20 protein-coding genes are annotated in these 24,379 nt (G+C 43.1%); 15 read left to right on the top strand and 5 right to left on the bottom strand.

The features are described from left to right. Positions 1-46 precede the first annotated feature (46 nt). Together porV and ispF are read left to right on the top strand one after the other, a co-directional pair. Positions 47-1,240 (top strand): type IX secretion system outer membrane channel protein PorV, encoded by a 1,194-nt coding sequence (gene porV / locus HMPREF1535_RS10735; RefSeq protein ID WP_010800828.1) that lies wholly within the window; start codon positions 47-49, stop codon positions 1,238-1,240. 30 nt (positions 1,241-1,270) lie between these two features. After that, entirely contained in the window at positions 1,271-1,747 is a 477-nt protein-coding gene (ispF, locus tag HMPREF1535_RS10740; protein WP_009859958.1) for a 2-C-methyl-D-erythritol 2,4-cyclodiphosphate synthase, read from the top strand. Here ispF and HMPREF1535_RS10745 read toward each other — a convergent pair. After that, positions 1,725-3,635 (bottom strand): sensor histidine kinase, encoded by a 1,911-nt coding sequence (locus tag HMPREF1535_RS10745; RefSeq protein WP_046146107.1) that lies wholly within the window; start codon positions 3,633-3,635, stop codon positions 1,725-1,727. The genes ispF and HMPREF1535_RS10745 overlap by 23 nt on opposite strands. 131 nt (positions 3,636-3,766) lie before the next feature. Here HMPREF1535_RS10745 and HMPREF1535_RS10750 point away from each other — a divergent pair, with 131 nt between their 5' ends. From HMPREF1535_RS10750 to HMPREF1535_RS10770, 5 genes are all read left to right on the top strand, one after another. Continuing rightward, positions 3,767-4,111 (top strand): translation initiation factor, encoded by a 345-nt coding sequence (locus tag HMPREF1535_RS10750; RefSeq protein ID WP_046146108.1) that lies wholly within the window; start codon positions 3,767-3,769, stop codon positions 4,109-4,111. Between the two features lie 40 nt (positions 4,112-4,151). After that, entirely contained in the window at positions 4,152-7,415 is a 3,264-nt protein-coding gene (locus HMPREF1535_RS10755) for a UvrD-helicase domain-containing protein (protein WP_046146109.1), read from the top strand. A gap of 129 nt (positions 7,416-7,544) precedes the next feature. Then, a complete protein-coding gene (locus HMPREF1535_RS10760; protein ID WP_009859954.1) occupies positions 7,545-8,219 on the top strand; it encodes a phosphatidylserine decarboxylase family protein in 675 nt (224 codons plus the stop codon). A gap of 22 nt (positions 8,220-8,241) precedes the next feature. Then, on the top strand, positions 8,242-8,937 hold the full coding sequence (gene pssA, locus HMPREF1535_RS10765) for a CDP-diacylglycerol--serine O-phosphatidyltransferase (protein WP_009859953.1): 696 nt from the start codon (positions 8,242-8,244) through the stop codon (positions 8,935-8,937). Between the two features lie 57 nt (positions 8,938-8,994). After that, positions 8,995-9,264 (top strand): DUF4834 family protein, encoded by a 270-nt coding sequence (locus HMPREF1535_RS10770; RefSeq protein ID WP_009859952.1) that lies wholly within the window; start codon positions 8,995-8,997, stop codon positions 9,262-9,264. A 144-nt stretch (positions 9,265-9,408) separates the two neighbouring features. On the opposite strand, the gene HMPREF1535_RS10775 is transcribed toward HMPREF1535_RS10770, so the two are convergent. Together HMPREF1535_RS10775 and HMPREF1535_RS10780 are read right to left on the bottom strand one after the other, a co-directional pair. Further along, complete coding sequence (locus HMPREF1535_RS10775) at positions 9,409-9,849, bottom strand: nucleoside deaminase (protein ID WP_046146110.1); 441 nt, start codon at positions 9,847-9,849, stop codon at positions 9,409-9,411. Then, complete coding sequence (locus tag HMPREF1535_RS10780; protein WP_009859950.1) at positions 9,846-10,073, bottom strand: hypothetical protein; 228 nt, start codon at positions 10,071-10,073, stop codon at positions 9,846-9,848. Before HMPREF1535_RS10780 ends, HMPREF1535_RS10775 begins: the two co-directional genes overlap by 4 nt. 68 nt (positions 10,074-10,141) lie before the next feature. On the opposite strand from HMPREF1535_RS10780, the gene HMPREF1535_RS10785 reads away from it, so the two are divergent. The 5 genes from HMPREF1535_RS10785 (at position 10,142) to HMPREF1535_RS10805 (ending at position 16,878) form a co-directional block, all read left to right on the top strand. Beyond that, the gene (locus HMPREF1535_RS10785) at positions 10,142-10,507 is read left to right on the top strand and encodes a YraN family protein (RefSeq protein WP_009859949.1); all 366 of its coding nucleotides are present in this window, start codon (positions 10,142-10,144) and stop codon (positions 10,505-10,507) included. A 21-nt stretch (positions 10,508-10,528) separates the two neighbouring features. After that, positions 10,529-10,882: an MmcQ/YjbR family DNA-binding protein gene (locus HMPREF1535_RS10790; RefSeq protein WP_009859948.1), complete on the top strand. Its 354-nt coding sequence runs from the start codon at positions 10,529-10,531 to the stop codon at positions 10,880-10,882. After that, complete coding sequence (locus HMPREF1535_RS10795) at positions 10,875-11,627, top strand: biotin--[acetyl-CoA-carboxylase] ligase (RefSeq protein ID WP_046146111.1); 753 nt, start codon at positions 10,875-10,877, stop codon at positions 11,625-11,627. The genes HMPREF1535_RS10790 and HMPREF1535_RS10795 overlap by 8 nt, the downstream gene beginning before the upstream one ends. Before the next feature lie 63 nt (positions 11,628-11,690). After that, positions 11,691-12,560 carry an endonuclease/exonuclease/phosphatase family protein gene (locus tag HMPREF1535_RS10800; protein ID WP_046146112.1) on the top strand — a complete coding sequence of 290 codons (870 nt, stop codon included), beginning with the start codon at positions 11,691-11,693 and terminating at the stop codon, positions 12,558-12,560. 934 nt (positions 12,561-13,494) lie between these two features. After that, on the top strand, positions 13,495-16,878 hold the full coding sequence (locus tag HMPREF1535_RS10805; protein WP_046146113.1) for a DUF6383 domain-containing protein: 3,384 nt from the start codon (positions 13,495-13,497) through the stop codon (positions 16,876-16,878). A gap of 226 nt (positions 16,879-17,104) precedes the next feature. Here the strand turns inward: HMPREF1535_RS10805 and HMPREF1535_RS10810 are convergent, their stop codons facing one another. After that, positions 17,105-17,533, bottom strand: a complete 429-nt coding sequence (locus tag HMPREF1535_RS10810) for an Hsp20/alpha crystallin family protein (protein ID WP_009859944.1) — start codon at positions 17,531-17,533, stop codon at positions 17,105-17,107. A gap of 198 nt (positions 17,534-17,731) precedes the next feature. Then, positions 17,732-17,962, bottom strand: a complete 231-nt coding sequence (locus tag HMPREF1535_RS10815) for a hypothetical protein (protein ID WP_009859943.1) — start codon at positions 17,960-17,962, stop codon at positions 17,732-17,734. A gap of 381 nt (positions 17,963-18,343) precedes the next feature. Here HMPREF1535_RS10815 and pyrH point away from each other — a divergent pair, with 381 nt between their 5' ends. From pyrH to HMPREF1535_RS10830, 3 genes are all read left to right on the top strand, one after another. Further along, positions 18,344-19,054, top strand: a complete 711-nt coding sequence (gene pyrH / locus HMPREF1535_RS10820) for a UMP kinase (RefSeq protein ID WP_005867363.1) — start codon at positions 18,344-18,346, stop codon at positions 19,052-19,054. Between the two features lie 6 nt (positions 19,055-19,060). Further along, on the top strand, positions 19,061-21,781 hold the full coding sequence (locus HMPREF1535_RS10825; RefSeq protein ID WP_046146114.1) for a substrate-binding domain-containing protein: 2,721 nt from the start codon (positions 19,061-19,063) through the stop codon (positions 21,779-21,781). 281 nt (positions 21,782-22,062) lie between these two features. Next, positions 22,063-24,378 carry a TonB-dependent receptor gene (locus HMPREF1535_RS10830; RefSeq protein WP_046146115.1) on the top strand — a complete coding sequence of 772 codons (2,316 nt, stop codon included), beginning with the start codon at positions 22,063-22,065 and terminating at the stop codon, positions 24,376-24,378. The last annotated feature ends 1 nt before the right edge of the window (position 24,379 follow it).

Here is a 24,379-nt window from a genome sequence, read left to right on the forward strand (position 1 = left end):
TGTTGGTAGGGTAAATTTTATTTACCGCGTTTTTAACAGATATAGTATGATAAAAGAATTAAGAATCAGTACATTTATAGTAGTATTCAGCCTTTTGGCTGTATTATCCGTGTGGGCTCAGAAGAAAAATACATTTGCTCCGGTTAATACTGCAGTGCCTTCGCTATCAATTGCACCTGATGCACGTGGTGGTGGTATGGGTGATAACGGGGCGTCGACTACTCCCGATATAAACTCTCAATATTGGAACCCTGCTAAATATGCGTTTATGTATAGTAAGGCAGGCGTTTCTTTATCATATACTCCCTGGTTGCGTAAGTTGGTCAATGATGTGGCTTTGGCGAATCTGTCCGGTTACTATAAAATCGGAGATAGCGATTTGCAGGCTGTCGGTGCTTCCTTGCGTTATTTCTCGTTGGGAGATGTACCCTATAATCCTATTACCGGAGAGTCGACAGGTAATTATTCCGTTAGTCCGTATGAAATGGCTTTCGATGTAAGTTATAGCCGTAAATTGTCTGAATCTTTTTCGATGGCTGTGGCCATGCGTTATATCCGTTCGGATATGGGAACCGACCCGGCTGATGAAAGCCGCGTGCCCGGTAATGCCTTTGCTGCGGATATTGCGGGTTATCTGGAGAAATATGTGATTCTGGGTAACAGTGAATGTTTGTGGAGTTTCGGTTTCAATGTGTCTAATATTGGTACTAAAATCTCTTATGACGGGGGAGAGCATAATGAATTTATTCCGACAACACTTCGTCTGGGTACCGGTTTGCTGTATCCGATCGATGATTATAACCGGATCGGTTTGTATCTGGATTTGAGTAAGTATCTGGTTCCGAGTCTGCCTTATTTGCAGGAAGGGTATACGGATGAAGAAAAAGCCGAATACGATAAGAAAAAAGAAGAATATAATAATGTCTCCGGTATCTCCGGTATCTTCAAATCTTTCGGTGATTCGCCTGACGGTTTCAAGGGTGAATTGCAGGAAGTGATGGTCTCGATCGGTGCCGAGTATAGTTATAACGAGCAGTTTTTTCTTCGTGGAGGTTATTTTTATGAGAATGCCAATAAGGGTAACCGTCAGTATTTCTCAGTCGGAGCCGGTTTCCGCATGAGTGTATTCCAGTTGGATGCAGCCTATCTGGTAAGTACCGTTCAGAGTAACCCGTTGGACCAGACACTCCGTTTCACACTGTCGTTTGATATGGACGGGATAAAGAACCTGTTCAGATAATTGAAGATTGAATATTAAGAACTGAAAATTATGAAGATACGGGTTGGTTTCGGCTATGATGTGCATGCGTTTGTCGCTGACCGTGAGTTATGGTTAGGAGGGATTCGAATCGAACATTCAATGGGGTTGCAAGGGCATAGCGATGCGGATGTGTTGATACATGCCATTTGTGATGCTTTGCTGGGGGCTGCCAATATGCGTGATATCGGTTATCATTTCCCTGATACGGCTGAAGAGTATGAAGGTATTGACAGTAAAGTTTTACTCTATGAAACAATGGAGTTGCTTCGTGATGCCGGCTATACGTTAGGTAATATAGACGCAACGATCGCAGCTGAAAAACCGAAATTGAATCCGCATATCCCGCTGATGAAACAGACATTGGCCGAAGTGATGGGAGTAGATGCAGAGGATATATCCATCAAAGCGACTACCACAGAAAAGCTGGGCTTCACCGGACGCCAGGAAGGAATTGCCGCTTATGCTACTGTCTTGATTCAGAAATGACAATGTCTTTATGATGAACTTCGCAGGGGATGGTGAACCAGAAGGTACTTCCTTTCCCCTCTTCCGATTCGACTCCGATCTCTCCGTTCAGACGTTTTACAATTGTCAGGCAGATAGATAATCCCAGTCCTGTACCTTGTATGAAATTGTCAAATTTGGCAAAACGTTCGAACACGTGCGGAAGGTTTTCTTTGGAAATACCTTTGCCGGTGTCGGAAACATAGAAACGCAGGCCGCCTTCTATTTCTTCATATCCCATTCTTATAGTTCCTCTGAAAGTGAATTTGCAGGCATTGGTCAGAAAATTGGTTATGACTTGTGTCAGGCGTGTCTTTTCCGAATAGATAAAACAGGGATGTACGGGTGTTGAACATTCCAGTGTTACTTCTTCTTTTGTCCGGCTTTTGAATGTCTGTGCCAGTGTGGTAAATAACGAAGAAACATTGATGTTGGAGAAGGTAAAATCCAATTGACCGGCCTCTATCTTTGATAAATCCAGTATGTCGTTGACCAGTTGGAGCAATAGCTCGTTATTGGTTTCGATGATATTACAGAATTCAGCAGTGTCTTCCGGACTTTCCGAATGGGCGATCAGGTTGGAGAAGCCGACGATGGCATTGAGCGGAGTGCGTATTTCGTGGCTCATGTTTGCCAGAAACGCAGATTTCAGCCGGTTAGCCTCTTCCGCTTTTTCCTTTTCGCGACGTTCGTCTTCCTGTTTCAGTTTTTGGATATAAAGCCGGAAGCGCAGGACGGCAATTGTTGCCAGCAGGATAATGATTGCAAATGCACTGAACAGATGTATTTTATATTTCTGAAAGAATGTCGGTGGCTGCTGGTAATAAATGGCGTTGGGTGGAAAGCGGGACGGTTCGATGCCGTGATTGAGCAGATGCTGGTAATTGAGATAGGTGTGCGGTTCCCCTCCGATATGGGTTTGGATATCCCGGGCTGCGGTTCCTTGCCATATTAACCGGACGGTGGTAATAACAGATTCGCTGAAATCATTTTCCGAGATATAATGTCCCCCGGCAAAATTACCAGTCTCGATGTTCAGGTCTGCCAGAAGATAGACCGGTGGCAGGGAAAAACTGTTGGTCATCTTTTGCATGTTATCGATCAGGTAATGATTCTCTTTGGAACTCTTGAAGACAAACCAGGAGTAATAGATGATACCTGCTTTCTGGTCATATATACTTAAGCTGTCCAACAGATTTTCGGTAGAGAGGGCTGGAGTGGACAACACTTCCAGTTTTAACTCGGGATAATTTGCCTGTATTGTTTTTGAAAGCTCCTGTTTGGTATATAAACTGATGTAGCGGTTGTCGCAAATAAAGATTATTTTTTTCAGTTCAGGCTGTAGCTTCTTTATTGTTTCAATGGTCTCTTTTACGAAAAGGGGCTGGATCAGTCTGGTTGTATTGTATCCTTTTATCTCATCTTCCGTAAGAGCCATATGTTCGATAGTTTCCAGGTCTCTTTTTAGTAAATATTCTATTTTTATCGGGACCAGTTCCTGCGAATGGCAGATGATGGAAGGTACATTTTTCCATTCATTATCGAAAAGGGGACGGCAGAGCAACCAGGCCGGATCGCCTATGCAAACAACGACTTTGGGAGGGGTGGGGTATTTATTACGTAATATTTCCAGTTTCTCATTTACATCTGTCGTATCTTTTATAGCAGGGATAGATAACTCCTCGCCAAGCACTGTTATATGTTCCTGGGTAAAAGTCTTATTGATTGCTTCGTAAATACCTTGCGTCCATACTTCGTTAAAGTTGATGGAATGGATAACTAAAATATAACCGTCCTTATCGTCCGGCAGGGCATACATGGAACGATCAATCAGTAGTATAAGGGATAATATGAAAAAAAGTCTTTTCATACGAACTAGTGTGATAATTAAAATAGTTATGAAAATCAGTCTGTTTCAAGCAAAGATATGTATTATTCTCCGTTCTTTTGCTTATCCCGCTGTTAATTTGTAGTTTTGAACCAAATAAAATGTAATGAATTATGAAGAATAATGACTGGAAAGACCGTTTGGGGGTGATGTATTCCACCAATCCGGATTTTCAATATAATACAGGGGATGAGGTAGAAGAAGATACACTTCCCAAAGAGAAACAACAATTGCGTATCTCGCTGGACAAGCGGAACCGGGGTGGTAAAGCCGTTACATTGGTGACCGGATTCCGTGGTACGACAGAGGATATGGAGGCTTTAGGTAAATTCCTGAAGGTAAAATGCGGGGTAGGCGGTTCCGCTAAGGACGGAGAAATCATCGTACAGGGAGATTTGCGTCAGAAAGTACTCGAAATCCTCCAAAAGGAAGGCTATGTAAAGAGCCGGATTATTTGAGGAGATTCAATATTAAAACCTCTCATTAATAATTAAAACTATGCTGACTGTTTACAGAGCTTCGGCGGGAGCCGGAAAAACCCATAAGCTGACCGGTGAATATCTGACCTTGCTGTTTGGCGGGACGGGAGCCTATCGCCGTATCCTGGCGGTGACGTTTACCAATAAGGCTACCGATGAGATGAAAAGCCGTATTGTGGAGGAACTTTACAACCTCTCTTCCGGTCGTAAGTCTGATTATGTGGAATCTTTGCGGGCTACCTATGTACTGACCGAGGAACAAGTCCGTAAACAGGCAAAAAAGATATTAACCGATATCCTGCACGATTATTCTGCATTCAATATCAGCACCATCGACCGTTTCTTCCAGCAGACTATGCGTGCTTTTACCCGTGAAATAGGTTTGCAGGGTGGCTATGGCATTGAAATGGACCAGGAGCTGGTGCTCACTTCAGCTGTCGATAACCTGCTGGCTGACCTTGAAAAGCCGGAAAGCAAGGAACTGTTAGGCTGGCTGCTTCGTTTCGCCGAAGATAAGATAGAGAATGGAGGCGAATGGAACCTCCGTAAAGATATCATGTCCCTGAGCCGTGAAGTTTTTAAGGAAAGCTACAAGGCATCCAGTGAAGAAGTGGCCAAAGATATCGAGGATAAGGAAGCACTCGAAAACTATAAAAATGAACTCTTTGGTATTATCCGTTCGGTAGAAGCCGAAGCGAAGCGATTGGGCGAGAGCGGTCTTGCCTTACTCAATAAATATGCCATCCGTACAACCGATTTTAAGGGAGGAAGCCGTTCTCCGCTTACCCTGCTGGACCGTCTGGCGAAAGGTGAGATGAAAGAGCCGACAGCCACCTTTATCGGCCTAGCCGATAATCTGGAAGGCTGTTTTACCAAAACAACTCCGATAGGAATGCGTCAGGTCATCGGTTGTGTTTTTGAAGACGGTCTGAATGATTGTATCAAACGTATCATCGCCCTGTTCTCTAATCTGACCGCTTATAATACGGCTCGTGAAATCGTACGTTATTATTATACGCTGGGTATCCTGACCGACGTTTCCCGCCAGATCGCCTCCTATCGGGAGGAAAAGAATGTCATGCTGATTGCCGATACGACCGAGCTGCTGAATAAAGTGATCGGAGGCAGCGATGCCCCGTTCATCTATGAAAAGACCGGTACGCACGTCGATCATTATATGATTGATGAATTTCAGGACACCAGCGGCATGCAATGGAACAACTTCCGTCCGCTGATCGAAGAAAGCCTGGCACACGACCGGGCCAATCTGATTGTGGGAGACGTAAAACAAAGTATCTACCGCTTCCGCAACTCCGACTGGAAATTGCTGGATGAACAGGTGCAAGCCGATTTCTCGCAGGAAGAAGTTCGGGAAGAAACATTGAAGGAAAACTGGCGCAGCTGCCGGAATATCGTTGAATTTAATAATACGTTCTTTACCGCTATCCCCGGTGTCTTGCAAAGCGTATATAACGAAAGCCTGCTGACCTCTTCGCTGAGTGAAGAACAGCGTGCCGCCTATCTGACAAAGATCATGTCGGCTTATACGAAAAGTTATCAACAGGTTCCGCCGCCGTTCAAACAGAAAGACGGCCATGTCAAAATAGAATTTCTTGCCGGTGATGAAGAGAAAGACTGGAAAGAAGAAGCCCTGGACCGTCTGCCCGGTGTGGTGGAACAATTACAGGATAACGGTTATGCCCTGAAGGATATCGCCATTTTGGTCCGTACCAATATGGAAGGGGCGATGGTGGCTGAAAAGCTGCTTTCCTATAAAGAGGCAAACCCTTCCGACCGTTATCATTACGACATAATCTCCGACGACGCCCTGTTTGTCAGCGGATCGCCGGCTGTTCGTTTTATGGTTGCCCTGTTGCGGTATCTGAGAAACCCGGAAGATAAAATCAATGAACAGACAGCCTTGTACTCTTACCGGATTTTACAGGGAGCGACGAAAGACGAGAATCTCTCGGAGGCATATTCCGTAACCGTTTCCGGTCTGGCTTTTCCGCCGGAGATTGCATCGGAGTTGCAGACTCTTTCCCGCCAGTCACTGTATGAAATATCAGAAGGACTTTTCCGTCTTTTCTCCGGAGAATTTCAGAATAACGAACAGGTCTTCGTTCAGGCGTTTCTCGATATGGTATCGGAGTATACCCAAAAAGAAAGTGCCGATCTGACTCGCTTCCTGAAATGGTGGGATGAGACGGGATACCGTAAAACAATCGCTACCCCGGATGCGCAGAATGCCATCCGTATCCTTACCGTCCATAAGTCGAAAGGACTCGGATTCAAGGTCGTCATTATCCCGTTCGGCGACTGGGAGATAGACCATAAGCCCAGCAAACCGGTTATCCTGTGGTGTAAACCGGAAACCAAACCGTTCAACCGGCTGCATCTGGTTCCTGTCCGCTATAGCCAGTCGCTGGGGAATACCATTTTTGCGGAAGACTATTTCCGTGAGCGATTGCATGCTTTCATTGATAATCTGAATACATTATATGTCGCTTTCACCCGCTCCAAAGACGAACTGATCGTTTTTGCTCCCCGTCCGAAAAAGATAAAGGAAGAGACCGGCGAAGTCGAAAAGATCTCTTCCATGGCCGATGCTTTATGGGCAGGCTTGTATCTGGAGGTGAAGGATACCCGGGAAGGAGACGCGCTTGTTTCATTGCCTTCTTCTTTTGATACGAAAGAAGGGATCTTTGAACTGGGTAGTTGGTGGCATCCCGCAGCAGCCAAGCAGGATGGACACAGTCCCGAGGAGATCGCGATGGCTCGTATCAACTCTATTTCCCCCGACGACCGTTTACAGCTTCGTCTGCATGGCAAAGGCTTTTTCTTTGATAATGCCCGTCGTAAACACGGTGCCCTGATGCACGAGGTGCTCAGTCAGATACGGACACAAAAGGATATCCCCGCAGCCGTTGAAGGCTATCGTTTGGCCGGTGTCATTAATAAGGATGAAGCAGAGTCGCTGGTTGTCCGGCTGGAAGAATTGCTGGAAATGCCGGAAGTGCATCCTTGGTATGACGGGACGGCCCGTGTGCTGAATGAAGTCGATATCCTTTTCGGAAAAGGATTGTCCAAACGTCCCGACCGGGTCATGATATCGGAAGATAAAGTCGTGGTGATCGACTATAAATTCGGTGAAATACAGGATAAGAGATATCATAACCAGGTGAAGAATTATATGAAACTGATCCGGCAGATGGGATATGAAAAGGTAGAGGGTTACCTGTGGTATGTGGAACTGGGAACTATCGAATCTGTAGATAGTTGATGACTCCCGGTTGACAGTCCGGCTTCGCATCTGTCCGCAGTCAACCGATTTGTCATCTTATTTGTTTTGTTATTCCGTAAAAATGAATACTTTTGCAAATTGTAATAAAAACGCAGTTTAAGAAGAAGGATGAAAGTACATAAAGAAGGAACAGGCCTGCTACTTACGTTATTTACGGTTTTATTTGTCGTAAATGTCGCATTATACCATACCGTAGGTAAGGGAGTGCTGTTCTATTCTGTTGCGACAGTTTCGACTATTCTTTTCCTGCTGATCCTGAATTTCTTCCGCAGTCCGTTTCGTCGTTTCCCTTACGACTCTGAAGGTCTGGTGATTGCACCGGCCGACGGTACGATCGTAGCAATCGAGGAAGTGATGGAAAATGAGATCCTTCACCGGAAATGTTTGCAGATATCTATCTTTATGTCCGTGTTTAACGTACATGCCAACTGGTTTCCGGTAAACGGTACCGTGAAACATGTCTCTCATAATAACGGACGGTTCATGGCGGCCTATTTGCCGAAGAGCAGTACTGAAAACGAACGTTCAGCCGTTGTTATCACGACTAAGAACGGGGTGGATGTACTGGCACGCCAGATTGCGGGAGCACTTGCCCGGCGTATTGTTACGTATGCCAAGGTCGGAGAGAAATGTCACGTGGATGAACAGATGGGTTTTATCAAATTCGGGTCGCGTGTAGATGTTTATTTGCCGGTGGGAACCGAAGTCTTGATTGAGATGGATCAGAAGGTGACCGGTAACCAGACACCGATTGCACGGTTAAGCAAATGCCCGTGCGAATAGAATCCGGAAAATATACGAAAGAATGAATATAAGAAAGCATATCCCCAATACAATCACTTGTCTGAGTCTTGTATCAGGATGCATCGCCACTGTGATGGCTTTGCAGGATAATTATTTATGGGCTGCCATATGGATCATCATTGCTGCCGTGTTCGATTTTCTCGACGGCTTTGCCGCCCGTTTGCTGAAGGCTTATTCTCCGATGGGAAAAGAGTTGGACTCATTGTCGGATATGGTGAGTTTCGGAGTGGCACCCGGTATGATCGTATTCTCGATGCTGGGACAGGCAAGCCTTCCTTTAGGCGAGATAGGACGTTATATTCCTTATCTGGCTTTTGTGATTCCTGCTTTCTCCGGTTTGCGTCTTGCCAAATTCAATATTGATGAGCGGCAGACAACTTCATTTATCGGTATGCCGGTTCCGGCACATGCGTTATTCTGGGCTTCGGTCGGATATTCATTGTCTCCTTTGAGCCAGGCGAATAATGTCTTATTTATAGTGGTTACGCTGGTGGTAGCGTTGGCTACCTCCTTATTGCTTGTGTCTGAGATCCCTATGTTCTCGTTAAAGATCAAGTCGGTTGCATGGAAAGGTAATGAAAGACGCTATATATTAGTGGGTTGCGCAGTCCTGTTCGTTGCCTTTTTCGGTATGCTTGGTATAGCGGGAACAATTCTTCTCTATATCCTCTTGTCTATTTTTAACAAAAGGCAGTAAACAAGAGGTCTGGTCTATGTGTTTCTCTTATAAACCAACTAAGTAACGAATAATATTATGTTTAAGTTTTTGTTTGTAATGTTTTTCTTCTTCATCCTGTTAGTCTTCCTGATGGGTTTCTCTATCCTGCGTACATTTAAGAATATGTTGTTTGGTAGCGGAAGCAGCAATGCAAAGAAAGGGGAACAGCGTCGTCAGACAAGTAGTTACTCCGGTGGACAACGTCAGTCGCATAATACCGCTGAGGAAGATTATGCGGCCGCCAATCGCAAAAAGATCTTTACTAAGGACGAAGGCGAATATGTCGATTTCGAAGAAGTAAAGTAGTAAGCTTTTGATCAATAACACGAAAATATAGCTGAGTTAAAAAAGAAGGATATGAATTGGGTAGTGTCACTACCCAGTTGAAATTGGGAGGCTTTCTGCTCGCAGTATTGTATTATTTAGGAGCTAATCTTGTTGATGATTGCTTTATCTGCGTGACTTAAAGAATTTCTGCATCTCTTCCGCACACTCTTTCTCCATTACTCCCATTTTTACTATCGCTTTGGGATGGAAAGCCTTCGGCGCATATTGCTGAAAGCCTCTTTTCTCGTCGCTTGCCCCATATACAATGGTGCTGAGTTGGGACCATCCGATGGCACCGGCACACATGATACAGGGTTCTACCGTTACATAAAGACTGCAATTAGTCAGGTACTTGGCACCCAGTACGCCTACGGCTGCCGTTATGGCCAACATCTCTGCATGGGCGGTCGGGTCGTTCAGCCGCTCCGTCTGGTTATGGGCACGGGCAATAATCTGATTGTTACATACAACAACGGCCCCTACGGGCACTTCTCCTTCGTCGGCGGCAGCACGCGCTTCCACCAACGCCTGTTTCATAAAATATTCGTCGTTAAATGGATTCATCTTCTCATTTCTGTTTCTTTGAAGAGGGTAGGATAATCCTCTTCCAGTGTCTTGAGTATATGTGAAAGGATTGTTTCCCGGTACCAGCGGGATTTGTTTTCGATATTATATCTGGCAAGATAGCGGTCGACAGCCTTCTGCTCTTCATCGTTGAGCATAAAAGTAACCTTATGCACCCTCGGGCGATTGGGTTGGGGTGGTGAATATTTCCGTTTTAATGCCATATTGTGCAAATGTACAAGTGAAAGCCCAAATAAAAAAGAAAAACAGTATATTTGTGCAAATTAATAAGATGGCTGAACAAAACGATTTAGGCAGGGATGGTGAAGCAAGGGCACGCGATTATCTGATCCGTCAGGGCTACACGATTTTGCATACCAACTGGAGATGGCATCATTACGAACTGGATATTGTTGCCGTCAAGGAGAAGGATCTGGTTGTCGTAGAGGTGAAAACCCGCTCGGAAGATTATCTCCTTTCGCCCGAAGAAGCTGTCGATAATAAAAAGATCAGGCGTATTGTAGCGGCGGCAGATGCCTATGTCCGTTATTTTAACCTGGATTTGCCGGTCCGTTTCGACATCATCACCCTGGTAAAAGAGAAGGATGGTTTCCGGATCGAGCATATAGACGATGCTTTCTACGCTCCGTCCCGATAAAATAGAAAACTGAGAAAACGTATGAATATAGAAGAAGCCCGTGAATATTGTTTGTCGTTGAAAAACGTTACCGAATGTTTTCCTTTCGATGATGTCTCGCTCGTCTTTAAAGTGGAGAACAAGATGTTTGCCCTTTTGCCTCTGGACGGAGAGGAACCGTATTTGGCTCTGAAATGTAATCCGGATTATACGGAAGAGTTGCGCGACCGTTATGCAGCAGTCGAGGGAGCTTATCATTTCAATAAGAAATACTGGAACGGAGTTTATCTGGAACGCGACATGTCCGACGACGATATCCGCCACTGGATTCGTCATTCCTATCGTGAGGTAATAGCCAAACTACCGAAGAAAATAAGAGAAGCATACGATGAATGAAGAAAATGAACAGCCGCGTATTATCCGGCTCGAAGAAACAACCTCTACAAATAATTATCTCCGCGGACTGGTAGGGAAAGAACCCTTACCGGAAGGGAGTATCGTTGTTACAGAATATCAGACAGCCGGACGGGGCCAGGTCGGTAACACCTGGGAGTCGGAACCGGGAAAGAATCTGATGTTTAGCATTATCCTGTATCCGGATTTCCTTCCGGCCAACCGCCAGTTCTTAATCTCCCAGATAGCTGCACTGAGTGTAAAGGAAACGCTTGATGCTTATGTGGACGGTATAACGGTGAAGTGGCCGAACGACATTTACTGGCGCGACAAGAAGATATGCGGCATGCTGATTGAGAACGACTTGACGGGGCATTCCCTGTATTGTTCCGTGATAGGCATCGGTATTAATATAAACCAGCGGGAGTTTCTGAGTGATGCTTTGAACCCTGTTTCACTGGTACAGATAACGGGTCGGGAATATGACCGGGAGGAAATCCTGAACAGTTTCCTGAAACGTCTTTACGACCGCTATCTCGGTCTGCTCCAGGAAAAGGAGGAAGAGATTCGGAGTGCTTATATGGCAGCCCTGTATCGCGGTAACGGCTTTCATCCTTACCGGGATGAACAAGGCGTCTTCCAGGCTTGTATCCTGGGAATAGAACCCACAGGACACCTGATTCTGAAAACAGATAACGGAGAAGTGAGGCGCTATGCATTCAAGGAAGTGTCGGTGGTAAACACTTAAAAATAGCGCTTTGGGGGGCACTTCTCTAAATAACATAGTATTAATCTAATATCAGAAATAACAATGAAGCAGTTATCTAATAACAAATGTATTCTTTTCTTTTTTGCATTATTCTTTATTTCCGGTCTGAATGCTCAGACTTCAAGTTCCTATGAACGTGACTGGCGCACCGACCGTCAAAAGATAAAGATCATTTCCTACAATATCATGGATGGTTTCAGCAACGGTTCGGATAAGGATCGTATCGCCCGTTTTACCGCCTGGGTAAAAGAACAATCCCCCGATGTACTGGCTTTGAACGAACTTTGCGGCTTCACCGAGGCGAAACTGAAAGAACTGGCAGCTTCTTATGGTCACCCTTATGCCGCTATTGTAAAGGAAAACGGTTATCCGGTCGGGCTCACTTCGAAAACGCCTATCAAGGTTGTCGACAGAAAGATTGACGGTTACGGTCATGGTCTGTTACATTGCAAAGTTCTGAATATGGATTTCCTAGTGACGCATCTGAATCCTCATGATCGGTTAAAACGCAAAAAGGAGGCCGATAATATTATCGATTACATCAATAAAAATCAGTTAACCAATTGCCTATTGATGGGTGACATGAATGCCCATTCCCCTTTCGATGCCTCCTGGACGGATGAACATCTGGAGAATTATGCTGTGATTTCTACTTTTATGGCAGCTTCATTGCATGACATTTGTTATATGTTCACTCCTGATAACCAACGTTATTCTTACCCTACCCGTATATTGACCAGTTCACCGAAAGGAGAGGCTTTACGCCGCCAGCAGGAGCGAATCGATTTCATATTTGTAACCGACAGCCTGCGTCCTGATTGTGTAGATGCGCAGATTTATAACGGTCCGGACAACGATTATCTTTCCGATCATTATCCGATAGGGATCAGTATGTTCATACCCAAAGAGTAGTTACAAATAAAGTTTCCGGAAATGTGGCGTCACTGGCTATATTACGGATGCTTATTCAGTATAAAAGAGTGAATTATGATGGTGATGCTGAGGTGTTATTCAGCGTCACCATTGTTGTTTTATAGCGTCACTTATTGCTCCATTGATGCTTAAGTCGCCACACTATTATATTTAAGGATATAGTATAGTACAATTAAGCCCTTTTCATACTTATTCTAAATATGAAATATATGCTTTTCTAAAAAGAAAGGTAAGCCTTACATATATGTAGATATGATCTTACATTTATGTACTTATATGCTTACATATTTAATACTAGTAAAGAAGATGGTTAAAGTCTACTACAATAGGGCTTAGTTCTTATAGTATAATGGGTTAACTGTTGTAGGCCGGTATAAAGGAGATAGATTAGAGAGTAGCTTTATTTTTGCTATGTAAAAATAGGTGATGCCGAATAATATTTCAGTGTCACTTGTAATATATTGATATATAGTATTATATTAACTTTTTCTTTGTTTTGACACTGAATCGGTGAAAACTATATATTAATGTACATGTGTACATTAATATAATATACTTTCTTTATGGAAGAAATATAATATACATATGGTTCAGCTGTTGAAATATAAGAATTATATATAAAATAAGTAGTGACTAAAAAAAACGATCCTTTAAATACGTCAACAAAATTAATTATAACTTTTGAAACCACAACTCTTTTCCAAATAAATTTTGCATAACTATCTCCTTTCTTATCAAGAGAATAACAAAGTATGTACAAAATTAATGCTTTCGATTACGAATATCAAATAGTCTACAAATACTGGCTAGATTAAAGGATCGTTTTTTCTAGTCATTATACTTTGACTAAGGACGTAAAAGGTTGGATAAGAACTATTTCATTAACATTATTATTAATATTAAAATTTAGATTATGAACAAAAAGTTTTCTACTTTGGCGATTGCTTGTATGGCTTCGACTTTGTTCTCTTCTACTCAGGCTGCAACAATCAGCCAAGGTACAAGGGATGTAACGAAGATTGAAACTAACAAGTTTTATCAATTAGGTGACGCTACTGCAGGCAAAGTACTTGTTATGGTACCGGATGGTAATGGTTACACTCTGAAACTGAAAGATGTTACTGCTGTAACAGATGTAAACTCAACACTGTGGTCTATTCAGTATTCTTATAGCAACAATGCTACTGGTCCTGATTTTACATTTGTAAATAAAGGAACAGGTATACCTTTGATGGTTAATCCTGGCGATGCTCCTTTGTATGATGCAACTAAAACTTATGCAGCAGCAGATGGTTTTGTGAAAATGAACGGAGCTGCTTCTTCCTGGAAATGGAAAAGTTCAACAGAAACTCAGTCTTCTCCGTTCGGAACAAGCGGTTTAATTTCTTATTTTGCAAAAGACTCTGTTGTAACTTTGGTAACAGGCGCAACTGCTACTCCTAATGCAACTGGCAATGGTTATACTAGTTCAGAAGATGTTTATTTGGTAAAAGCTCATGCCAGCAGAGATAAATGGGAAGGTCGTCATTTGAGACTGGCTCCTATTACTGCAGGTGCTGTAACTCTGACAGCAAAAGATTTGAATACTAAATTAGGTACTGATCCGGAAGGTGATTCTTTCAAACTGGGAGCAACTCCGGAATTGAAAGTAGGTGATAATAGTGTTTTAGGAAACGTTTTTGCTGACAAAACTTTCCGTGCTTGGAATGGTAATAATAGTGAGGCAATTGTTGGTAATGAGAATAATACTTCTGAATTATATGCTGAAACTGCTAGTTTAGTACCTGAGATAACAAAAGCAAATGGTTATGTTTTGCTACAGATTGTTGATGGAACAAAGGATGATAAGCCTTATGAAGATACTTATCTGTTGGCAGATACTGCTTATATTGATGGTACTTCCCAGAACCTGAAGCTAATTGGTTTTGGAAGTGATAAGTTTACAACTACAGCTCATACTCCTGCTCCTTATTTGAGTGCAGGTGCTAAGAACCGTGATATCAAGTCTTATATGTTTAAGTTTGATTATTATCCTACTTCAGACAGTATTGCTGTTAGCATTAAATCTTATATGGATAAAGGTACTGCTGATGCTGCAACCGGTTCTGAATGGCAAACTACAAATGCGGTTAATCATCTTATTACATTAAATAAACTGACTTCTACAAGTGAAATTACTGTTTTAGCAGATGCAGGTCCTGCAAACGTTCGTTTCTTCTTGGGTGAAGGTACAACAAACCGTACATCAGAAAATAACGGTGTTTATGTAATCAAGAATGATAAAGACCAGTATTTGGCTGTTCCTATTTATAATACGAAGAAAGATAATGGAGTAAATGCTTGGACTAATGCTCCGAAATGGGTTACTGTAAAAGCTTCTGAGCAGGAAGTGATGAACATGCCGGCTTACCAGTGGGTTATCTTAAAAGATCATGAAGAAACTTCGGAAATTGCCGAGCTGTCAACTGTAACACTTATTAACCGTGAATTTGCCGGTGTAAAACAAAGCATTCAGTTACGTCAGGAAGAAGGTGGTGCTTACAAATTTGTTGCAGGTGGTCTGCATAGTATTGACTCCCTGGATATCAAGCCTGTAACAGCTGCTGCATTAGGTAATGAAAAATTAGGTTATTTGAACTTGGATAACAAGGTGTTGGATGTAATGTCTTACAAGTTCAATTATCTGCATTCATATGCTGATGATAAATTCATCGGTATGAACGGGGATTCTATCCTGTATGTGAAAGATGCTGAATTGTCATTCTTTATGAATAAAGAAACAGCTGAAGTTCCTTATGGTATTACTGTGGATAATGCATTGAAAGCTAAAATTTCAGGTTTGAAACAGTTGAAACGTGTTATGTACACTCCGTATGTGAAGACTTCTAAAGGTAATCTTTATATTACATTAGATAGCGAGGGCAGATACAAAATGACTTCTGATGAAGCTAAAGCTAAGAAGTTCTATCTGAAAGAAAATAATTTCTATAAAGCTGAATCTGTAGAAGCAGCTCGTCCTTACTATGCATTCATCAATGTCGCAGCAACTGATTCAACGAAGATTGGTTCGGCTGATGAAGATCTGAGCGTAATCTTGAAAGATAATGTGCTGGAAGAAACAAGAACTTCTGCATTTGCAATTGTAGAAAATAACGCTCCTCTGTATCGTCGTTTCAATACTGCATTAGATGGTGCTGTAGAAGGCCAGGAAGATGCAGCTAAGCTTCTGAAGTTCAAAGAATATTATCGTGGTGAATATCTGATGGATGAAAACAATGAGAAATTCAAAAATGAAGGAGTTTGCTATTTGGGTATCGAAAGAGAAGATAAAGTTAATCCGAAAGCAGGTTTGTCATTTGTGGTTGATACAGCGACAATTGATAATGCTCCTAATGGAAAGATCAAACCGCAGTATTTCATCTATGTGAGTCAGAGTGAAAAAATTGCAGAACCGGCTAAACCTTGTGAACTGGATCACGAACACCTGAACGGTATTACAGAATGGACTTGTCCTCACGCTATTCCTGCAAAACCTGGCTTTACAAGAGCTAAATATCTGGTAAGTTTCGCAGATTCTCTGAAGGCTAAAGATGCAGATAAGTTGTATCAGTTTGGTGACTATACTCGTGTCGGTTTTGTGGATGCTATGCATATTGGTGATAGCTTGTATGTTTTGACAAATGGTTTCGAAGAACTGGCTAATGCTGATTTGGATACGGCAAAAATTAAGGCTGCTTACAAAGCTGCTAAAATTGACGCTGACTATATCATTGATTTGAAATCTGAATTGAAGAAAGATGCTCACAAGAATTATACTTGGTCATTCCGTTACATCAATCCGGATAAGGCAGCTGCTGCAACAGTAGAAAACTTGGATGTTGCATTCCTGATTGAATCAGACAAGGAAGCAAGCGATTTGGATGTTGCTCCTATCAATGGTGCTTGGTTGAAGAGTCAGAACGGTTGTTTGGTTCTGTCGGATTCAAAATCATCTACATTTGAAAATGCAAGAACCGGTGGTGATAATGCATTGGTATTCAATATCGAGATAGGTTCAGAAGATGATATGGCAACAGATAACGAAACAATTGCTACATCAACAGTATCAGTAGTTGCAACTAACGGAGCCGTAATCGTTAAAGGCGCTGAAGGTAAGAAAGTTGTTATCAGCAATGTTCTTGGACAGACTATTGCTAATACAGTAATCACTTCCAGTGAAGCTACTATCTCTGCTCCGGCAGGTTATGTGACTGTGGCTGTTGAAGGCGAAGCTGCTGTAAAAGCAATCGTAAAATAATAGATAATTCTAAAATTACCACCATGCGGTCGGGTAGAGACATTGTATGCAATGTCTCTACTACCTGCCAATTAACCTGCGACGGGCGAACAAGTGGTGGCATTAATACTAAAGTAATAAAATAAAGTTCATCTGTCAGTATCCCTGCGAAGAGAGAAGCCGGATAAAAAATATCCCCCGATGGAAATTCCGTCGGGGGATATTCATTATTTAATGATGAGGTTACTTATTTAATCTCAATGTTTCTCTGTAATTTGGCCGTTTCTACAGGTGCTTTTTTAGGAACATCTACGGTCAATACGCCATGTTCTACTTTAGCGCTGATCTTTTCTTTGTCAACATCATCCGGCAATATCATTGTCTGCTGGAATTTAGAATATGAGAATTCGCGACGTAGATAACGTCCGTTATGCTTTTCGTCTTTATTCTCGTTTTTCTTTTCCATTGAAACAACCAGGCAGTTGTCATCGTCGATACGGACATTGAAATCTTCCTTAGTCATTCCCGGGGCAGCCAATTCAATCTTATAATCTTTTTCGCTTTCAATTACATTGATAGCAGGTGCTGTTGAATTAGCTTTTTCCATCCAGTCGTTATCGAAGAAATCATTGAAGATACTCGGTAACCAATTTTGATTTTTTCTGATCGGCATCATAATTAAATCTCCTATTTTTAAGTTACACATTCAATAATTTACTGAACTCCGGGCTCTTTCCGAACCCTTCGTTCAGCTATCAATAAGCAAACTTTGTGCCAGTTGGATTTAATGCCTAATTCTGTCTTTTTGTCACTTGTTTTAAGCTGTGTTTGACAGAATTGGTGACATATTGTAGCGATAATCCTTGAATAGCTATTAATTTGTTGCCCCTTTCTTGACTTTGTCGGTGATATGTTCGACACGGTCACCGATATATTCGGCTTCGTTAACACCTTTGTCGACTACATCTTTGATTTTCTTTTTTGCTCTGTCGGCCAGTTCGCTCATGTCGTCGTGGATACATTTGAATTTACCGTCGTCTTCCATTTTGCGAAGCACATAGCCGATAGCGATACCGGCAGCAATACCAATCAATACATTTTTCATAACTGCTTAATTTTTAAATGATTCTTTTTGTTTAATGTCTCTTTGTTTATGAAACAGTGCGTCAGGCTGTATTGTTCAGGCTTTAAAAGTGAAAAAGATATATGAAATTGTAAAGTAACATTCCCCTGTCTCTTTCCGCTGAAAGGGGAGGGGAATGCTAAAGTTAGGAAGAAGGTTTGGTTGTTTTCTTAGTGTTTTTCAAAATAAGGAATAAAGTGTGTTTCATTTCGGTAGTAAAAGTAGGGGGACGGCATTACAGAGTTGCTACATAGGCTATACAGTTTTATTAAATAAAACCGGATTAATTGACTTCCGATATTGTTTGCTAATCGAAATACTGTATTTTTGCAGAAGAACAATTAAAAATCAAAAAACAGAAAGATGGCACAATACAAGAGAATTCTCCTGAAGTTAAGCGGTGAGTCGCTGATGGGAGGTAAACAATATGGTATCGACGAAGTTCGTTTGAATGAGTATGCAGCACAGATCAAGGAGATTGCAGAGATGGGTGTCCAAATCGGCATTGTCATAGGCGGAGGTAATATTTTCCGTGGTCTGAGTGGGGCGTCTAAAGGGTTCGATCGGGTGAAAGGTGATCAGATGGGGATGCTGGCAACGGTAATCAATAGTTTGGCCTTGAGTTCTGCGCTGGTTGCACAGGGAGTAAAGGCAAAGGTGTTGACTGCTATCCGGATGGAGCCGATCGGTGAGTTTTATAATAAATGGCGTGCCATCGAATTGTTGGAACAGGGTAATGTGGTGATTATGTCCGGTGGAACAGGTAATCCGTTCTTTACAACCGATACAGGTTCTTCTTTAAGAGGTATCGAGATTGAAGCCGATGTGATGCTGAAAGGTACACGTGTGGATGGCATCTACACAGCCGATCCGGAAAAAGACCCGACTGCGACTAAGTTCTCAGATATTACTTATGATGAAATATACACTCGTGGTCTGAAAGTGATGGACCTGACAGCGACTACCATGTGTAAAGAAAACAATCTGCCTATCATTGTCTTTGATATGGATACCAACGGGAATCTGAAGAAGGTGATGAGCGGCGAGAATATTGGGACGTTGGTGCATAATTAGAAAAATGTGAAATACTTCCTATCCATATTATTCCTTTTATGCCTGTTGTTTGCCGGTTGCGACCGTGCCGATAGGGAAAAGAAATATGTGATAGGAATTTCCCAATGTATGCTGGATGATGCCTGGCGGCAGCAAATGATTCGGGAGGTGGGGATTGAGGCATCCAATTATGATAGTATTAAAGTCCTTATTAAGGATGCCGATAATGATAACGACCGACAAATCGAACAAATACGCGAACTGATTGCACAAAAGGTCGATGTCCTGATTATTTCACCTTTCGAATCAGCGCCGATAACAGATGTGGCCGAAGAAGCATTCCGTGCAGGCATCCCAACGATTATCACCGACCGCAAAGTAAACACGAACCAATATACCACCTTTGTCGGAGCGAATAATTATGATCTGGGTTTTGCCGCCGGAACATATGCTGCCAAACATTTACCGCCTCATGCCACTATTCTTGAAATTTGGGGAATGATGGGTTCTTCTCCCGCCCAGGAACGTCACAATGGTTTTCGGGATGCCTTGCAGGAACGGACGGATTTAACCTTTCGCCCCGTGGAAGGCGACTGGCGGTATGATGTCGCAGCCAAACGCCTGAAAGAGATAGACTTTTCACAACCCATCGACTTTGTATATGCTCATAACGATATGATGGCTATTGCCGCCCGTGAACATTTTCAGGCAATAGACCCAGTGCGTGGTAAGGAGTTACATATTATAGGAATGGATGCCGTGGCCAATGCCGGACTGGAAGCGGTGGCGGATGGACGGATTAATGTCTCTTTCCTTTATCCGACGGGCGGTGAACAGGTGATACGGACCGCCATGCAGTTGCTTAGAGGGGAGAAGGTGGATAAATATATTCCCTTGTTGAGCGGTTTGGTTGATAAATCGGCTGCCCAGACCTTGTTGCTTCAATCTGAACGGTTGAGCAATTATCAACAGCGTATCGAGACACAGCGGAGCCGTATGGATGAACTGCTGAACCGTTTTAATTTTCTCCGGGATTCATTGAGTGTTATCACGCTTTTGATGGTTGGCTTCATTTCTTTGTCGGTCTATGTATTCTATATTAACTGTAAGATACGGCTTAAAAACCGCGAACTGCGTGAGATTAATAAGAAAGAGGAAGAACAGCGCCGTAAACTGATATCCCTGAATGCGGAGATAGAAGAGGTGACAGCCTCCAAACTCCAGTTCTTTACCAATATATCCCATGAAGTACGAACTCCGTTAACACTGATATTGGGGCCGTTGGACAGATTGCTTAACTTATTGCACGATTCCTCCTACCTTTCAGACCTGGAGTTGATTCATAAGAATGCGGGGCGTTTACTCCGCGTCATCAATCAACTATTGGATTTCCGGAAGGTGGAGAATAAGCAGGAGAAACTGAAGATACGTGAGACGGAAATCGTTTCGTTCAGCAGTGAGGTGAAGTCATATTTCAATAGTATGGCGAAGGTGCGCAATATTACCTATACTTTTGCCTCGGACATGAAGAACTGCCGTATCTGGATGGATGCGGATATGATTGAGAAGGTTTTGGTGAATTTGTTATCCAATGCATTTAAGTTTACGGCCGAAGGGGGAAAGATTGGGGTAGCGCTGGAAGAGTCGGACGAATGGGTGACGATACATGTCGAAGACAATGGCTCGGGTATCCAACCGGAGAATTTGCCTTATCTCTTCAACCGTTTCTATTCGGAGAACAGCCGGGTGGGGACAGGTATCGGTTTGCATCTGGTCCATGAATATGTAAAGATGCATAACGGAGAGGTAACAGTGGAAAGTGTCCCCGGACAGCGAACCGTTTTCTCCGTTTGCCTTCGGAAAGATAAGACGCAGCTGAACGGCGAATATATCACGGAACTGCCTGTTTCCCATTTGGCGTATGATGCTTCGAACCTGGATGATTCCGAAGAGAAAACGTTGTTGGCACAGACATATCCTTATTCCGTTTTGGTTGTTGAAGACGATGATGAGGTCCGTGCGTTCCTGGAAAAGGAATTATCGGAGAACTTCCGCGTATTTACCGCTACCAATGGAAAGGTCGCTTTGAATCTTCTTCAGGAGGAAAATGAAATATCGCTTGTCTTATCCGATGTGATGATGCCGGAAATGAATGGCTTCGAACTTTGCCGCAGTATAAAAACGGATATCGCCATCAGCCATATTCCCGTTATCCTGTTGACGGCCTTGTCGGATGAACGTCAGCGTATGTATGGCATATCGGGCGGGGCGGACGGTTATATCCAGAAGCCTTTCCATGTGAACTTTGTAAAACTCCGTATAATCCGTATCCTCGAAGAACAAAAAAAGTTGCGCGAAGCATTCCTGAAAAAGCTGCAAAGCAGTAATATGCTGATGGCGCAACCGGAGAAGGTGGAGAATATGGATGACCTGTTCCTTCGCCGGTTCCTGACACAGATTGAAGAGATATATACCGATTCTGAATTTAATGTGGAGAAGTTGAGTGATACGCTCGGTTTGTCGCGCGGCCATCTCCACCGTAAGATAAAAGACCTGACTGGAACCAGCCCGGTCGATTTTCTCCGTAACTACCGTTTAAAGAAGGCCGCCGTTCTTCTGAAACAAAAGCAATACAATATCAACGAGATTGCTTACCGCACAGGCTTTTCGTCTCCCGCCTATTTTGCCAAATGCTTTAAGGCCGTTTATAACCAAACCCCGAAAGAGTATCAGAATACATCAGAATAGGCAACATTTTGTGAGTGCCGGTCACAAGAGGCTGTGAGGACGTCTCAAAGCCTGCTTCAACGAGCTCTCAAAGGAGGCTTTGAGGAGACCTCAAAAAAACAACTTCTTTTTCCTATCACATTTGTCGCATTTATCTGACGGATATTATACTATTGGAATGAATTTCAGGGTATGTGACGAATGTGACAGGATTGGCTCGTTTTGTTATATCCGATTGTTTTCAGTGCCTCTACATTTGCTCCCGAAAACTTGTTAGCAGGAACAACATTAAAACATTCTATATGAAAACAGTTGCCATGATTACCATGAAGAAGTCTTTCCTTTTATTAATTGCCGGCTGTACTTTGTCAGCCGCAACATATGCACAGGAAGCGGTAAAAGATACCGTTCAGGTGAATAAGGAAAAATCAAATGAAACGAACAGCCGCAATGTGATGCTGAATGCCTCCAGTGCGAATGGTCCCCGCGAGATATCCATCGGACTGCCCGGTGGTGATGTTAATGTCCTCGAAAATGGTTTGCCTGTCGTCTACAATTCCAATCCTCATAATGTAAATACCCATTGGCGCGGTGACGGCAGCCTGGGGCATGTCGGATTATTGAAGATTTCGGAAACGGCTATCACAACCGGTACTGTTGGATATGCGGTAAACTCTCATACGCAACTTGGGACGCAAAAATTCCGGGGTAAACTGAATTATAATACAAATCATTTCGGTAAGCAGCAAATCGACCTGAATATCAGCGGTAATGCCGGGAAAGGTTGGTTTTACAGCGGAAGTATTTATCAGGATTTCGACCCGGGAACTTTCAAGCTGCGTTTTGCTTCCAATCAGGACCGTACCCAGATTTATAAAGCAGCCATCACCAAACGCTATCATCAGGACCGCGGTGAATTATCGGTTATTTATCATTACAGCAATAGCCGCTGGCCCTCGAATGCCGCGACCAATGCCCCTTTTATGTATGTGGGCGACGGAAGTGTGAAGGAGATTCCCGGTTTTAAATTGGGTACAAGTTCTTACCTGCCGACAACGGGCGAGATGGTTTATATGGATATGCGTTCCGGTGAATTGAAGAAGACCAACCTCTATGATGCCTCCCTGAATAAAGGCAACCAGATTAGCCTGCATCATGCTTATAAATGGGACAACGGACTGAAATGGATTGTGAATGCCAAATACGACCATGCGCTCGGCTCTTATGTCTATCAGACGCCGATGTCGCTGGAAAAGAAGACTTCGGAAGACGACTATTCCCTGAAAGACCTGGAAGGCAATCTGACTCCTTATGAAGGCTATGTACAAAGCCGCATGTCTTGTCTGAATCGCGGTAATATAGATGAAACCTTCCTGACTTCCGAACTGTCGCGCGAATATAAAAACGGAACCTGGCGTATCGGGTTGAACCAGTGGCATTATAAGATTGATTATGCCTCCAATACCACCATGTACGACCATACAGTGGAAGAATATCCGAGCCGGCTGATGAAAGAAGGTTATACCGATGGCGTTTACTACGACTTCAACAAGAATGCTTCCGAATATTACAAAGGGTATGAAAATAAACTGGCCCTTTATTTTACCCACGATTGGGATATCAACGACAAAATCAATGTCTACTACGGTGCCCGCTTCGAATATCAGAAGATGCACGGCCAGAATGCAGCGGTCTATCTGAGGAATGACAGCGTATTGGGACGTTTCCCTAACTATCATTTGGGTGCGGCTTATAATAAGAACGGACAGACCGGAACCGTCGCTCCGCAGGATTTCGATTATGACTGGTTCAATCAGGTCTATACGTTTGCCCTGACTTACAAGCTGACCGGGCAGTTCGGTTTTACAGGCGATTTCACTTATAATACGCAGCATCCTGCCATCTCCAGTTTTGCCCCGTCCGAATTGCCGAATGTGGAGAAAGTATCCATTCCGTTGGGACGTGCCGGTATCTATTATAATAATAACTGGTTGAGCCTGACGTCTTTGTTCTCTTATATCGGAAAGACGAACAATAACTCTACCCTGAACCTGATTAATCCGAATAACTCGAAAGATATCAACGCAGCCCCGCTCAGCTACGATATTAAAACTATCGGGTGGACGACCGACCTGATTGCCAAGTTGTTCAGAGGTTTCGACCTGCACTTCCTGTTTACTTACCAGAATCCGACTTATAAGAAGTATGAAACAGGCGTGAATTTCTCGGACGGCAGCTATGCCGGTATCAATGCTACCGGCAATATCGTGACGGAAATACCGAAAGTCCTGCTGGAGATTGATCCGAGTTACACCTATAAAGACTTTCGGGTTTGGTTGAGCGCCCGTTATTTCAGCAAGACGTATGCCAATATCAACAATGCCTATTATTTTAATGGTCGTTGGGAAACATTCGGAGGTGTTAATTACAAAGTAAATAAGTATCTTAGCCTGGGAGCGACAGTCGTGAATATCCTGAACCAGACCGGAGCACGTGGCAGTATTTCGGGAGCCGAACTGGATAAGAAGGAGGATGCCTCCAAGCATAACGGGCAGTGGATGGCCGGCAGCTATATCCGTCCCTTCACCGTAGAATTTAGTGCAAACATTACATTTTAAC

The organism is Parabacteroides goldsteinii DSM 19448 = WAL 12034, from assembly GCF_000969835.1.
Classification (GTDB): Bacteria; Bacteroidota; Bacteroidia; order Bacteroidales; family Tannerellaceae; genus Parabacteroides; species Parabacteroides goldsteinii.